Source organism: Flavisolibacter ginsengiterrae DSM 18136, from assembly GCF_059568575.1.
In genome coordinates this window covers 1-14,958 of the sequence record NZ_JCANTR010000028.1, presented here as the reverse complement: position 1 = coordinate 14,958, position 14,958 = coordinate 1, and the positions used below count along the sequence as shown (strand labels likewise).

At 41.5% G+C, this 14,958-nt stretch carries 14 protein-coding genes and 2 tRNA genes; 3 read left to right on the top strand and 13 right to left on the bottom strand.

Annotated features, from left to right (window positions below; genetic code table 11):
* Window positions 1-33: 33 nt before the first annotated feature.
* From BP74_RS19930 to BP74_RS19870, 13 genes are all read right to left on the bottom strand, one after another.
* Window positions 34-1,008, bottom strand: coding sequence for a hypothetical protein (locus BP74_RS19930; RefSeq protein WP_496377000.1), 975 nt, complete (start codon window positions 1,006-1,008; stop codon window positions 34-36).
* A 59-nt stretch (window positions 1,009-1,067) separates the two neighbouring features.
* Complete coding sequence (locus tag BP74_RS19925) at window positions 1,068-2,309, bottom strand: HAD-IIIA family hydrolase (protein ID WP_496376998.1); 1,242 nt, start codon at window positions 2,307-2,309, stop codon at window positions 1,068-1,070.
* 32 nt (window positions 2,310-2,341) lie between these two features.
* Window positions 2,342-2,914, bottom strand: a complete 573-nt coding sequence (locus tag BP74_RS19920; protein WP_496376996.1) for a D-sedoheptulose-7-phosphate isomerase — start codon at window positions 2,912-2,914, stop codon at window positions 2,342-2,344.
* A gap of 12 nt (window positions 2,915-2,926) precedes the next feature.
* On the bottom strand, window positions 2,927-3,949 hold the full coding sequence (locus BP74_RS19915; RefSeq protein ID WP_496376994.1) for a GHMP family kinase ATP-binding protein: 1,023 nt from the start codon (window positions 3,947-3,949) through the stop codon (window positions 2,927-2,929).
* A gap of 46 nt (window positions 3,950-3,995) precedes the next feature.
* Window positions 3,996-5,126: a glycosyltransferase gene (locus tag BP74_RS19910; protein WP_496376992.1), complete on the bottom strand. Its 1,131-nt coding sequence runs from the start codon at window positions 5,124-5,126 to the stop codon at window positions 3,996-3,998.
* Window positions 5,126-6,067, bottom strand: coding sequence for a glycosyltransferase family 2 protein (locus BP74_RS19905; protein ID WP_496376990.1), 942 nt, complete (start codon window positions 6,065-6,067; stop codon window positions 5,126-5,128). The genes BP74_RS19910 and BP74_RS19905 overlap by 1 nt, the downstream gene beginning before the upstream one ends.
* Window positions 6,067-6,588 carry a DUF4199 domain-containing protein gene (locus BP74_RS19900; RefSeq protein WP_496376988.1) on the bottom strand — a complete coding sequence of 174 codons (522 nt, stop codon included), beginning with the start codon at window positions 6,586-6,588 and terminating at the stop codon, window positions 6,067-6,069. Before BP74_RS19900 ends, BP74_RS19905 begins: the two co-directional genes overlap by 1 nt.
* A 4-nt stretch (window positions 6,589-6,592) precedes the next feature.
* Window positions 6,593-7,852: a dihydroorotase gene (locus tag BP74_RS19895; protein WP_496376986.1), complete on the bottom strand. Its 1,260-nt coding sequence runs from the start codon at window positions 7,850-7,852 to the stop codon at window positions 6,593-6,595.
* 103 nt (window positions 7,853-7,955) lie between these two features.
* Entirely contained in the window at window positions 7,956-8,981 is a 1,026-nt protein-coding gene (locus BP74_RS19890) for a phosphatidylserine decarboxylase (protein ID WP_496376984.1), read from the bottom strand.
* 75 nt (window positions 8,982-9,056) lie between these two features.
* Window positions 9,057-9,959: a cyanophycinase gene (locus tag BP74_RS19885; RefSeq protein ID WP_496376982.1), complete on the bottom strand. Its 903-nt coding sequence runs from the start codon at window positions 9,957-9,959 to the stop codon at window positions 9,057-9,059.
* 169 nt (window positions 9,960-10,128) lie between these two features.
* Window positions 10,129-10,205 (bottom strand) — tRNA-Pro (locus BP74_RS19880).
* A 221-nt stretch (window positions 10,206-10,426) separates the two neighbouring features.
* Window positions 10,427-11,404, bottom strand: a complete 978-nt coding sequence (locus tag BP74_RS19875; RefSeq protein ID WP_496376980.1) for a fasciclin domain-containing protein — start codon at window positions 11,402-11,404, stop codon at window positions 10,427-10,429.
* A gap of 967 nt (window positions 11,405-12,371) precedes the next feature.
* A tRNA-Pro gene (locus tag BP74_RS19870) sits at window positions 12,372-12,448 on the bottom strand.
* Between the two features lie 64 nt (window positions 12,449-12,512).
* Here BP74_RS19870 and BP74_RS19865 point away from each other — a divergent pair.
* The 3 genes from BP74_RS19865 to BP74_RS19855 all read left to right on the top strand — a co-directional run.
* A complete protein-coding gene (locus tag BP74_RS19865) occupies window positions 12,513-13,109 on the top strand; it encodes a TrmH family RNA methyltransferase (protein ID WP_496376978.1) in 597 nt (198 codons plus the stop codon).
* A complete protein-coding gene (locus tag BP74_RS19860; RefSeq protein ID WP_496376976.1) occupies window positions 13,099-13,581 on the top strand; it encodes a TlpA family protein disulfide reductase in 483 nt (160 codons plus the stop codon). The genes BP74_RS19865 and BP74_RS19860 overlap by 11 nt, the downstream gene beginning before the upstream one ends.
* Before the next feature lie 601 nt (window positions 13,582-14,182).
* Window positions 14,183-14,958: hypothetical protein (locus BP74_RS19855; protein ID WP_496376974.1), on the top strand; the 776-nt coding region annotated here is incomplete at its 3' end.

Sequence of the window (14,958 nt, the reverse complement as noted above, 5' to 3'; positions counted from 1 at the left end):
ATAATATAAGCCTTGTAACCTACAGGGCTTTTTTTATTCTTTTCCTTTCTTTACTTTGGTCTTATTCTGGTCCGTTCTTTCCTGCAATTTCTTTTCGTCGTTGTTTCCATTGGCATCACGAATAGGATCAGGCATAGGAAATTCACCATCCTTTAATTTCTGGTCAAAGACCTTATCTACATGCTGCCATTTGCCATTAACCCATTTAAATCCTTCATAATCTCCATCGGGGATCAAGGTCCATGGATTATCAGGTTCATCAGATTCTGAAACCAGGTGATCAACCAGGATCATCTGAAGCTCAGGGTCATAATTGAGAGTAGTGGAGGCGTCTTTTTTATATTCAATGCTGTACCGGTACCTTGGATCTCTTTTTACACTGTCTTTATCAAAAGTGAAATAAGAACCACCAAATACGGGCATGTTACGATTGTCGAAGGTCATTACTTCTATCCATTTCTTATTGCTGCGGATACTGTTCTCATCATAGCCAAATAATGTATAGTAGTTCTTGCCATTGTACTTTGTCTCTACAATATTGTAATACACAGCACCGATCCAGGTATCCTTGTTCCTGATGGAATCCATGGCATTATCTGCAAACTCTGAATAATCCCTTAATGGCACCAGTTTCAAACTGCCATTGGGTGTGTTGTATTGAATGGCACCACGTTGCCTGACATACATGCCATCGTAATCGAGCTGCCAGGTAAAGATCCTGAATGTACTGTCAGGGGCATATACCTTTGATACACCCTGTAAAGAATCAAAAGGATAATAAAAGGAGTTTTTAACCTGAAGGCTGCGAACCAGTGTGCGGATAAATAAGCTGTCACTCCGCATCCTGCCTGCAGTAAGACTATCCAGGAAAAGATCCTTCATCAAACGCTTTAAAGAGTCTTCTTTTTTGTGCAGCACCTTAATATCATTCAGATTGATCGGCTGAACCTGCGAAAAGCTGGTAACTGTAAAAATCAGGAATGCTAATATGAAAACTGGTTTTTTCACAATAATGGATGCTTTGTTCTTGCTAAGAACGACAAAAAAAATCAAAAATTATCCTAAGATTACAAGGCCTCTGCAAAGGCAGAAAGGGTAGGATACATCAGATCTATATCCGGGTGGGGAAAAGGCTGGCCAGGATTGGTTGTTGTTACAAACACGGTATAAACCCCGGCACCCCTTCCAAAGCGCATATCACTGGGTTTGTTCCCTACCATGATCGTTTTTCCCAGGTCTATGCCAGGATAATCTTTAATAGCCTGTAAGGCCATGCCCGGGTTGGGTTTGCGGTTAAAACATTTGTCATTTTTATCAATGCAATAATAGATCCTGTCAATTTTCCCGCCGACAATTTCCACTTCTCGTTGCATTTCCAGGTGAATGCTTTGCAGGTCCGCCTCAGTCATTATTTCTTTACCTACGCCACGCTGGTTGCTGATCACAATGATCCTTCCAAAACGATCACTTAACTTTTTAAAAGTATCCAATACGCCTTTGCTGAATATAAATTCACCCCAGTGCTTTACATATTCACCCAAAATCTCTTCATTGATCACACCATCCCGGTCAAGGAATAGTGTCCATTCTTTATCGATAGCAGAAAGATCGGGTTTGTCCTTATGAAGATCAGCTTGCGCCTTTTGAAAATCTTCAGGTATGCCTATATCAATAAAATAACCATCCTGTACAGATGCATAAAAGGGTTCTTGTTTGTAATACCTCTCCAGGTAATCCTTTTCAAATGAGAAAACGGGATCAAAACTGTGCTCCAGGAATTTTTCCTTGTCCAGGATATATAACCCGCCATTGATCAACCCCTCTGCATAATATTGTTTTTCCTGGAATGAAACGATCTTGTCCTCACTATCGGTCATCACTACACCATATCGATCAAATGCCTTCATGGGTTTTAGTGATAGTGTACAATAAGATTGATGCTTCCGGTGCACTTTAAGGACATCTTCAAGATTGACTTTAAATAATGTATCCCCGTTGGCAATAACTATATCTTTCCCGGTTGTTTTTTGCAAGGCCAGCCTGATGGCGCCACCGGTTCCCAAAGGCTCGTCTTCAATTACAGTTGTATACTGAAGGGTAGGATATTGCGTGAGTAAATAATTTTCAATAACGCCCCATTTATATCCTAGGGAAAATACAAAGCTTTCCATGCCCTGCATGCGCAGGTGATCAATAACATAGGAAATAAATGGCCTTCCTGCCACCGGGGCCATGCATTTTGGAAGGTCAGGAACTGCTTCCCGCAACCTTGTTCCTAATCCACCCGCTAATATGATTGCTTCTTTCATCTACAATAACACTACAATATGTAAATTATAAATCAGGAGAAATAATTTTCTTCCACAAGCTGGCAAACAATATGGCCAAGGAGGATATGACTTTCCTGTATCCTTGGTGTATCAATTGAGGGTATATTAATGAGATGATCGGATATCTCTTTCATCACGCCGCCTGTCATTCCTGTAAAGCCAATGGTGATAATACCTTTTTCCCTGGCAACCTCAAATGCCCTGACAATATTGGCAGAGTTACCTGAAGTGGATAATCCTACCAAAACGTCTCCCTTATTACCTATACCTTCAATCAGCCGGGCATAAACAACTTCAAAGCTATAATCGTTAGCCACTGCCGTGAGATAGGATGTGTTGCAATGCAATGCTTCAGCAGGTAATGCCCTCCGGTCTGTATAAAATCTGCCCGAAAATTCCGCAGCCAGGTGTTGGGCATCGGCTGCGCTGCCTCCATTGCCACAGAAATATATGCGCCCGCCGTTTTGTAAAGAGTTCACAATTGTTTCTGACACCCTCACGATAGTTTGCAGCAAGGCTTCGTTCTCCAACACCTGTTCTTTTACACTGATTGATGCCTGTATGATGTTTTTGATCTTTTCCATTTTCTTCGGTTGTTAAATAGTCCAGGATTTTAAACCATGTTCCGTAAATGCATAATTACGGTGCACACCACCAAATTTCTGAAGGCTTTTAATGACCTGGTATTTGGTGGTTCCGGGGCAATAAAATATCATGAAACCACCACCACCTGCACCTGATATTTTGCCGCCGGTTGCTCCTGCTTCTCTGGCGGTCTGGTAGATCTCTTCCATCAGGGGATTGGAGATACCTTCTGCCATCTGGATCTTTTGCTGGTATCCATAATCCAGTATTTCACCAAATTCATGGAGCCTGCCTTTTAACAGGGCTTCTTTCATCATCTGGGATTGCTGCTTTAGCTGGTGCATGGCTTCTATCGAAGCATCTTTTTTAGCCACTACATTCTTTGACTGCTGCTCAATGATACGGGCAGATTCCCTGCTGGTGGAAGTATAGTACAATACTAGATTGTTTTCCAACTCAAAAAGATACTGCTGTTTGATACGAAGCGGATTTACGATCACCTTATCGTCTTCATAGAACTCCATGAAGTTCACCCCGCCAAAAGTAGCAGCATACTGATCCTGTTTCCCTCCGGCCAGGTTCAAATATTTTCTTTCGATCTGGTAGGCATAATGGGCAATATCATATTCACCAAGTGGAAGCCGTAACATTTCTACAAAAGCGCCAATAATGGCTACAACAAGAGTAGAGGAAGTACCTAATCCCGAACCGGCAGGCGCATCCACAAAAGTGGATAATTTGAATCCCTTGCAGTTCAGGCCATAATCTTTTTGAATTGCATTATATACGCCTTTCAACAATATCAGCCTGCCATCCAGGGGTAATTCCTTTTCCAGTTCATATTCCTCCTTTTCATTGCGGTCAAATGCTTCCAGGATGATCCGTGGTTCATCAAGCAATTCTATCGTGGCCTGGGCATATAAAGAAATAGTTGCGTTGAGAATGGCACCTCCATACAAGTCGCTATAGGGGCTTACATCTGTACCACCACCTGCCAGTCCGATACGTAAAGGGGCTTTACTTCTATAGATCATGATATTTCTGCTTGAGCAGTACCGCCGGGCAATAATTGGAGAAAGCTTACAGGCTTTTCGCCAAAGAAATGATCGCTTTAGTTAAATGGCTCCAGGAGTACTTTTGCTTTTCACTGCGAAGATGCGGAATAAAATAATTATCCCCTAATTGATAAAAACGGGCAATTGCATGCGCAATGGAAGTAGGATCAGGCTCACAAACCAACCCCGCTTTTTCATGAGGCACCAGGGAGGGGAGGCCACCTACATTGGTTACGATCATGGGCTTTTCAAAATGATAGGCCAGGGGTGTTACCCCGCTTTGCGTGGCATTGCGGTAAGGTTGAACAACGCAATCAGCGGCACAGAGATAGAATTTCACCTCGCTGTCTGGAATAAAATTCGTTTTTAAGATCACCCTGTCTTGCAGGTTATATTCCCTTACAAGGTCAAGGTATTGTTTAGCGTCCTCATAAAATTCACCCGCTATCAGTAGTTTGATTCCCTGTTGCCGGAGCTCTTTATCTGCCATAGCTCGCAATAAAAGATCTAATCCTTTATACTGCCTGATAAAACCAAAGAATAAAATGATCTTGTCTCCAGGTGCAAGGCCCAGGTGCTTACGGGCCTCATCCTTAGACATAATGGCTCCAAAATTATCGTAGAGCGGGTGTTGAATCAGCTGTACGGGCTTTTTTGTTTCAAATTCAAAAAGATCATTACGCACTTTCTCACTCATGGTAACAAAGCCATCGCAGGATTGTAAAAAATACTTGGTAAATATTTTATCTCCAGGCCTTTTTTCATGTGGCTTCACATTATCCGCTATACATATAATGCGGGTGTGCCTGTTTTTTTTAATCAATCGCAAAATGGTGCCCAGTGCCGGTCCCATAAAAGGAAGCCAGAAACGCACAACAATAATTTCCGGTCTTTCACGCCGAAGTTTCCTTCCCACCGATAACCAGTTCAAGGGGTTGATGGAATTTATAACGGAGAGGATTTGTATATGCTGAGGTGCAGGATCAGAAGAATATTGTGTGGTGCCTGGAAAAAGAAACGAAGGATACTGCAAGGAAAAAGACACGATGGAGCAATCATTTCCTTCCTTATTAAATTCCTCTGCCAGGCGCTGGTTAAATGTTGCCAAACCTCCGCGCAGCGGGTGGGCAGGACCCATAATAATGATACGCTGCATTATAAACCTATTTTGTCTTCAATGAGATAGGTGTTCCTTCCGGGGGCGTTGCGGGCAATAAGTTCAGATATAAATCCAGCAAGGAATAGCTGCATACCAATGATCAGCGAGGTGAGTGCCAGGTAAAAACCAGGTCTGTTCGTTAACGCTACTGATGCGTCCACAAACTTGGCTATGATCAGGTATAATGTAATACCCAGGCCCACCATGAAAAATAAAGTGCCCCACAATCCAAAGAAGTGCATGGGTCTTTTAGAGAATTTACCAACGAACGTAATTGATAACAGGTCCAGGAAACCATTTACAAATCGCTCCCAGCCAAATTTGGTAACGCCATATTTCCGGGGGCGGTGCTCAACCACCTTTTCACCGATCTTTTTAAATCCCGACCATTTAGCCAGTACAGGAATATACCTGTGCATCTCGCCATAAACTTCTATGCTCTTCACCACTTTCTTCCGATAGGCTTTCAGGCCACAATTGAAATCATGCAGCTTTATATGTGAAACCCTGCTGGTAACTGAATTAAAAAACTTGGAAGGAATATTCTTTGTCAGTGTATTATCAAAACGAACCTTCTTCCAGCCGCTGACCATATCATAGCCATCGGTTACGATCATTTTCCGCAACTCCGGGATCTCATCGGGACTATCCTGCAGATCAGCATCCATAGTGATCACCACATCGCCATGAGCAGCTTTGAAGCCTTCATTCAATGCAGCAGATTTGCCATAGTTGCGCTGGAATTTTATACCCTTGATGTTACTATCAGCGATACGTAATTTTTCAATGACCTCCCAGGAATTGTCAGTACTGCCATCATCCACCATGATTATCTCGTAGGTGTACTGGTTCTCGTCGCAAACCTTGCGGATCCAGGCAGCCAATTCAGGTAGCGATTCTTCTTCGTTCTTTAAAGGAATTATGATGGATAGATCCATTATACGGCTGGTTGGTCAAAAGGATTATGAGGTTGTTTCTTTGTTATGGCTGCTCCCAATAAAGAACCTATAGCGCCCACAATTACAAAAACCAGCAGCGAGCCACCCACGACCCCCACCCAGAAGAATTTCCTGGCTATCTCCATTCCTTTATCGATCTGGTCGTCAGTAACGTTGGGACTTTGTTCCATTTGCTGGCGTGCCATTTCCAAAGATTTTTCTTTGATATCAGGAAATAGCAAAAAGAAGATAATAATGAAAATAATATAAAGGGAGGTGAATACTGCTGTGGATTTAAATCCAAAGGCAAACAGGTCGCCAAAGCTTTTGGTGTAATTGTTTGCTTTACCAAACTGGTTTACAAAAAACATGAGCCCACCAATTATGAGCAGGTATTGCAGAAATCCAAGGCTTTTTTGCTGGGTCAGCCCGAGAAAATTGGTAATGATTGCAAAAACGATGACCAAACCTGCAATGATCAATCCTGCAGTAATATGGGTGATAGGCTTCCTTTCTTCCATGATTTTAATATTCGTTCAAAAATAGCTTGTCTTTATTAATAATGCCTATAGCCTTTCCGGTAAGTTCTTTTCCTACGAAAGGACTGTTCTTCGATTTGGTGTGGAGGGTTTTAACGGTCCATTTTTCTGCCGGCAAAAATAAAGTGAGGCAGGCATTGGCTTTGATATCGATAGTGTTTCTTTCCAGGTCAAAGATCCTGCGAGGATTGCTGCTTAAAAGCAACACCAGTTTCTCCAGTGGTAATTCAGGCATGCAGGAATGAATGGCGGAAAAACAGGTTTCCAGACCGGTCATACCATAATCTGCATATTCAAACTCCAGCACTTTATGATCCGTATCCTGTGGCAGGTGATGGGTGGCAATACAATCAATATTGCCATCAGCAACAGCAGTTCTAATGGCTTCCATATCATTCCTGGTGCGCAAAGGAGGATTTACCTTCAAATTGGTATCATATTGCGCCAGGTCCTCATCGCAAAAGCAAATATGATAAGGTGTAACAGAGCATGTAACAGCAATACCTTCCTTTTTGGCTGCCTTGATTAATTCAATAGACTTCCGGGTGCTAACTCCTGTCAGGTGGATCCTGGAATTGGTGTATTTAGCCAGTTCTATATCTCTTTGCACCATCAGTTCTTCTGCAATGGCAGGCTTCCCGGGAAGGCCAAGACGGGTGGATTCAATCCCTTCATTCATTAACCCTGTAGCACTGATGGCTTTATCATCCGGAACCTGGATGATCGTTTTATCTATAGCCTTTAAGTATTGTAACGCTTTCAATAAAATTCCGGAGGACTGGATTGTATTGGTACCATCACTGAAGGCTACAGCACCACTTTCATGCATATCATACATTTCAGCCAGTTCCTTACCCTCCGCGTTTTTAGTGATGGCGGCAATAGGATGGATAGTAACCGGCAACGACCTTCCTTTCTGAACCATGTATTCAATACCTGATTTGTTATGGACCACAGGCGCTGTATTAGGAAGGACCATAACATCGGTATAACCACCTGCAGCAGCAGCCTGCGCGCCCGTGCTTAGTGTTTCCTTGTATTCCAGTCCCGGGTCACAAAAATTGGCATATACATCAACCCAGCCAGTAGAAACATGTAAACCTTCAATTTGAATTTCCTTTGAAGCTTTGGAATCAATTGCACCAACCTGGCTAATTATTCCATTTTGAATAAGAATATCTACTTTTTGCTGATGAAAAGGCGAGGAGGGATCAATTATGCGTACTTGCCTTAATAGAATATCCATTAAGCAGCGAAGATAATGGATAGATTGAAAAATTGGATAAAATATGCCTTTAGGGTCTTTGGATTTCATCCGGTACCATACATGGTATATTCAGCCTCATTACTTAGATAGCATGCCCAATTTCTTCTCCCTGTTTATAATGCTTTTTTTCCTCCGCTGTCAGGGTCACCTTATCTTTTTCAAAAAGCATGATAAAATCCGAGCCGCCAAATGCAAAGTATCCGAATTCATTTCCCTTTTGAAGTACATCACCCTCATCAACAATAAAGTTTACGGAGGATATGTGCCCCATTCCAACAGGAATTAAGGCTATGTAACCAATAAAAGTTTCCAAGATCATACATCCCCTGGTGTGGGTAAATTGAAACCCCACATTATCAACGTTTTCCAACGAACCATCGGGTTTTTCAGCTTCTTCAATCCAGGTGCGCCCGGGTATTTTTTTGATCTCTACAACTTTGCCGCTTAGCGGAACATGGTAACGGTGATAATCTGTTACACTTAAAAAGCTATGCGTGAATAAACCACCTTTAAACCTGTCTCTGAATGCACATTCGCCAAGCAAATCTTTAATTGAATAAAGTTGACCTTTTACAGTTAACGAGGAATTTTCCTTTATTATCCATTGACCTCTATACTCGCTATCCGTTGGTGAAACAAGAATGTCGTCATCACAAATGGCCGCAACGGGTCGTTTACCAGGCTTAACCTGTCTTGCTAAAAATTGATTGTAGGTTAACCATCCACTCGGTGTTTTTGCGTAATCTTCAATATGATAATCTGGGTTACTTATAAAAGTATGCAAGGTTTCAGCCGATGCTGTTGTGTCCATAAAATTGCCCCTGGAAACTACAAATTCATTCATCCAGTCGTTAAATGCAGTATCCTTTTTTAACAGATCGCCGGGTGATCTCCAAATGACGAAATAGAATTCCCTTACAGAAGGCATTAATTCTTTTTCATTTGGAATATGCGTAAGAATGTTATTGAGATAGTTGTAAAAATCTTCCAAAGTTGTTAACCCCGGCCTGCCAGCATTTTGCAGGGAAGTCTCTAATGCATCTTTTAAGTCTGACCTTGACCGAAGTAATGTTTCCAGTTTTTTTACCACTGCCTGTTGTTCCGCCATATAGCCTGCTATGAGTTTTGAATATATTTAAACCAGTTTTCAAAAACAACAAATCAATCTTGCTTGCCTTTATTGTTATTTATGAGGAGGATTGATCTGTTGTATGGTATAGGTGTTTCCATCGGATAATAAATGAACCGTAAGATTTCTCGCCGTTATAGGTTTATCATCAGCAAACTCTTTAATATTCGCTTCTTCGATTTTGAAACCTTCAATTACCACAACCAACCCCGTTCCTAAAACCTGGATCTCTTTACCATTCTGTACCAAAATACAGGTGTCTTCTCCAATCCCGATGCCAATGCTTGTTGGATTGGTAATGACCACCTGGGCCAGCCGAACAAAACGTCCGCGATGTACAAAATGTGTATCAATACACACATCTTTAAGAAACTCAAGACCCATGGCTACCTTAATTTGACCACCCAGTTCCTGCACTTCTTCACTACCTGCATAGATCATCGGGGTGGACAATGACATCGCTCCAGCACTGGTACCTCCAATTACAATTGCCTCCTGTATATATCGTTGTTTTAGTAGCCTAAGGAAATCAGTTCCCCCATAAATGGCTGTTAGTAGTAATTGATCACCCCCTGAAAAGAAAAAAGCATCTGCATTTTTGATCCTTTCCAATAAAGGATCATCTAAAACTTCCTGCCTTCTTTCATGGTGGATATGACCAATCCGGCTAATACCAATTTTCTCAAACACTCTTTTATAATCCCCGAACGATTGGGCTCCTTCATTACTGGCAGTAGTGATCACTTCCACATGCGGATCACGCTTATGCGTGGCATCCTTAAATGCTTTCAATACTTCCAATTTTATAAAATCGGAAGGTTTCTTTTTGTTATCAGGTGATTCCTGGCCCTTATTTTCTTTACCGCCTATTACAACTAAGGTGCCCTCTGGAATAGGTGCATGATTTTCATTGAATTTCTTAATCAATGATTTGGATTTTTGCTTTCTTGTTTCCATATGTTACAAAAACTGGAAATGCAATTTTTAAACCATTCAGGGTTTAAAATAATAATGTAGATATTGAATGAGAAAGCAGGCAGCGTAACTTATTAGAAAAAGCTCAGCAATAGTAAAACGTTCCCGGCAAATGACCGGGGGAAGACCCAGATCAGAAGATAATTGTGAATGGTCGGGATGACTGGATTCGAACCAGCGTCCCCGTCGTCCCGAACGACGTGCGCTACCGGACTGCGCTACATCCCGAAGAACAGGACAAATTTATTAATCAACCAAAAAACAGCAAATGAGTTTGGGCAGGAAATCTATACTCTTGCCAAACTAAAAAAGGGCAACCAGAAAATGGTTGCCCTTTAATTGCAGGGATGCTTCTGAAAATGCCCAGGCTAAAAGCAATAATTATTTTAATACAGAACCCAAACTTGGGAGGATTACATTTTATAAATTCCTCCACAGTCATCAAATGATTAGGGAAGCAATACCCTGTCGATAGCATGGATCACACCATTGGTAGCCATAACATCGGTCTGAATAATAGTTGAAGGTGCTGAATTGGCACCATTTATTTGTGCACCATTAGTCAGAGATATAGTGGTCATTCCACCAGACAGCATGGTCAACATTTGTCCATTCATAAGGTCGGATGAGAAAACCCGGCCGGCGAAAACATGATAGGTAAGTATAGGAATCAATGCCGATGCTGGCGCAGCTTCAATAGAGGCGATAGTTGGAAAACCAGCATCAATGAACGCCTGGTTGGTGGGCGCGAATACAGTCAGGGGACCAGCACCTGCCAGTGCATTAACAAGTCCTGCTTTTTGTACAGCAGCAACGAGGTATGTAAAGTTGGGATTAGCAGCAGCCACTTCCACAATATTACCTGCGGGTGGTAACAGCACACGGTCGACTGCATGTATCACCCCGTTCTTTGCTGCAATATCTGCAGCTACCACTGGAGTGCCATTGATAAATACACTGGCATCTCGACGAATGATATAAGCCGCCTGGTTACTCAACATGGTGAGAGTGGTATAAGTTGTTGGAACCTGGGCTGCCAGCACCTTACTACCCAGCACATGGTACAGCAAGATAGCTTTCAGCTTATCTACAGGCACACTACTGATAGCCTGGCGGGTACCCAATCCCAATGAAGCAAATGCCTCATCAGTAGGTGCAAATAAAGTGTAAGCAAATTTTGGATCGTTCAATTCGTTAGCCAGTCCTGCCTTTGCGATGGCAAAGGATAAAAGTTGAAAGCTTGCCTGGCGCGGCGTATTCCTGGCATGGGCATCGCTGGTTTTATGTATTTCAACGGATAATTTTTGAAGCAAGGCAACGATGTTTTCCCCGGCTGGGTTTTGATTTTGAAAATCGCTGGAGTTTTTTTGACAGGAAACAAATAAAAGAGCAGGCAGCACCAGTGCCACCAAAAGATTCTTCCACATTGGGCATTTGTTTTAATGGTTAAAAATGTAAGTTTCCCAGGGTGATTCAGCTATAGCAGATCGAATAGGTATATAACAACCAGGTTGTAGAAAAGTTGAGAAAAATTAAAAGTTGTGCCTTTGATTAACGCATAACCTATTAATGAAAAAAAAGTTGAACAAAAGGAAAATATCCATTCTCCACAGATCAAATCTTGCAATTATGAGAGCCAGTATTCTAATGCGACTTATTGGTTGAGGTGCTGCAAATATGTATGTAATAAAAAAGGGCAGTTTTTACGCTGCCCTCTCTACAAGAGTTAACTTCTTAAGACGAAATAATAAAAACTGAATTAAAAATAAACTTGACTAATAAAAGAAAAATCTAAATAAAAAAACAATAATAACTAAAACGAGGCGAGAAGCTAACCGCTTGAATAATAAATATACGTCTTTTAAATGACTTGAAAGGACTGTACAGTGTTTTATAATTATTCTATTAAAACACAAACATTTTTTACTGATTCTTAACCCATATTGTCGGGCTTTAACCAACAGCCTGCAAGACATAGTTATCTCAAAATAAAGGCCCGGCTTTGCAATTAGTGTTTCGGTGGCAAACGATCTTGCTGAATGGCCTATCACATGAGACACAATTTTCATCATTAACAGTTCACAAGCCACTTGCATATACAAGATTTGCCCAGGTTTAAACCTGCATAAAGAAATTATTTAGAAAGAAGTAATGCAATAAATCCAGTTAGTGCGGAGCTCTGTAAGGGCGGTATTTTGGTAGAAGAAGGCATACGGAGGAAACTGGTAAAGCCCCGGCGGGGCGACATTTTCTTACCCGTATAACTCAGGAAGATACTTCTTATAATAAGCAATAGAAAATTACGTATTGTCAGGCCATGTCCGACGCAGCCCGCCATAATCGAGCTACTTACAAAATAAAAAAGGGCAACCATTTTATTGATTGCCCTTTAATTGGTCGGGACGACAAGATTCGAACTTGCGACCCCTAGCACCCCATGCTAGTGCGCTACCGGGCTGCGCTACGTCCCGAACGGGGGTGCAATTTAGGTAATAATCTGTTTAAAATCATTGTTGTAATGTAGTTTGCAATATTATGACCGAAGAGCGCCGCCAAAAATTTGAAAAGGTGTTGGCCTGCAGGCAAAATGACCTGACCGTGGTACTTGAAAATGTAATTGACCCGCACAATATTTCTGCCGTCATGCGCAGTTGCGATGCCGTCGGCATACAGGAAATATTTGTCTTGAACACCAGGATACCCAGGCATAAAAAATGGGGGTTTCGCAGCAGCAGGAGTGCCGCCAAATGGGTTACCGTTCATCAGTTTGAAGATGTTGTTGACTGTTTTGCCGCAATCAGGAAAAGCTATTCATCCATTTTCACCACCAGCTTAACTGCTAATTCGATAAGTTTATATAGCATGGAACTAACCAGGAGTATGGCCCTTGTTTTTGGGAACGAACAGTATGGTGTCAGTGATGAGATCAATGCCCTGGCGGATGGAAGTTTTGTGATACCCCAGGTTGGCATGATTCAGTCATTGAACATCAGTGTAGCCTGCGCGGTTACCTTGTATGAAGCCTACAGGCAAAAACAAACTGCAGGGCATTATGATCAGCAAAAGCTTACCAGGGAACATGTCAATACATTATTCAACCAATGGGCATTGAACCGTGAAGATGATCTCTAAATATGTAATGATCTTATTCCTGTTCTGTTCTGTGCATGCAGCAGGGCAGGAGATACCCAGGTGGAAACTGGCGGACCTGGAAAATATCATTCGCAATTCAAACCAACCTTTGATCTTGAATTTCTGGGCCACATTTTGCAAACCATGCCTGGAAGAACTACCGTATTTCCAGGAACTGTCAGCACAATATAAAGACACTGGTTTGAAACTGGTATTGGTGAGTCTCGACTTGCCGGAAGATTATAAAAAGATCAAATCATTTGCAGAAAAGCATCATGTTAATGCAACGATTGTTTACCTCGATGAAACCAATGCAGACTTGTTTTGCCCGGCAGTGGATAAGGAGTGGTCCGGATCTATTCCAGCTAGTTTGTTTATCAATAATAAAACTATTTACAGGAAGTTTTTTGAAGCTAAAATCTCCAAAGCAATTCTGGAAGAGGAGATCAAATCAATGATAAAAAAACCATGATACAATTTCATAGAAAAAATATTTTTATAAATTGATTACATATTAATTAAACAGTTATAACTTAGTATCGACTAAGTGTTATCACCTATCCTTCTAAGCTCCTCTAACCCGCACCAGGTTGAATACAAATTAAGCATCCTTTTTATTGGTCTGAAGTACTGTTTTGACCCTTACACTATAAAACAGTTCCTCCCTGTTAAAGCGTTGACTTCTGCTGAAGTTAATTACGTATTGATATGCCATTTTAATATTGATATGCCTTTAACCCATTAATTATGCAACCAATTACTATTTGCGTTCTACACAATACCTGGAAGAGGTTTGCGTATCTGCTAAGTGGAAAAATTCAATTGCTGGATAAATCACCTCCCGTTTAGTTTACCTATTTCATTTGGATCAAGTAAATTCTAAAGCCTCTTATGGCCTGTTGACAGGGCGATTCGGGTTAACAGGAAAGTTATGTATATAAGGCTGTTGCAATTTCTATAAACACCCGTTTTTAAAATTCCTCCAACTGTCCTGCTACCTGATTGAGAATTACATAAACATCCTCTGAGAACAAGGAAGCAGAGTTATTTAATTACTTCTTAAACCTTGTTTTATGGAATTTAAATCTAAACTCGTCAAACAATTTCTAAGCCAGACTGATAATAGATCTGGCATCACCAGGCTCTTATCAGTTTTAGTATTAGTAATGTTTTTTTCCTTCAATCTTCCCGCCCAGGTAATTACTATCAACGGGGATGCCAGTGATTGGGCCAATAAGACGTATAATGCCTATTCGCATGATGCCAACAATTCTAATGACAATCAATTTACTCAGGGGTCAAAAGATGGCGGGGCCATTTCATCCTGGGCATGGAGCAATGGGCAAACCAATAATAAAGGTGATATCACTAATGGTGCTGCCATTTTAGGTACTGAAGGAGGGCATAACATGCTTTATTTCGCCGGTGACCGCGCAGTAAATAATGGTGATGCTGCCATCGGATTTTGGTTTTTCAAATCTGCTGTCAGCCTTGTAGGTACTACATCTGGTACATTCTCAGGCTCTCACACCAATGGGGACATTTTGGTTGTAAGCCATTTTACACAAGGTGGGGGACAAGCTGATATCTTTATTTATGTATGGAATAATGGTGCATTAACCGGGCCTACAACAAGTAGTACTGCTGCTGTAAATGCTGCAGTTGAACCAGTTCCAGCGGGATTCACTTATGCTTCAGCCAATTATCCCATTGGAGACTTCTTTGAAGGCAAAGTAGACTTGACAAACCTGGGCGTACCTCCCTGCTTTACCAATTTCCTGTTGGAAACAAGGAACTCTCAGTCTATTACTGCTTCATTACAAGACCTGACATTTGGATCCTTCACAAC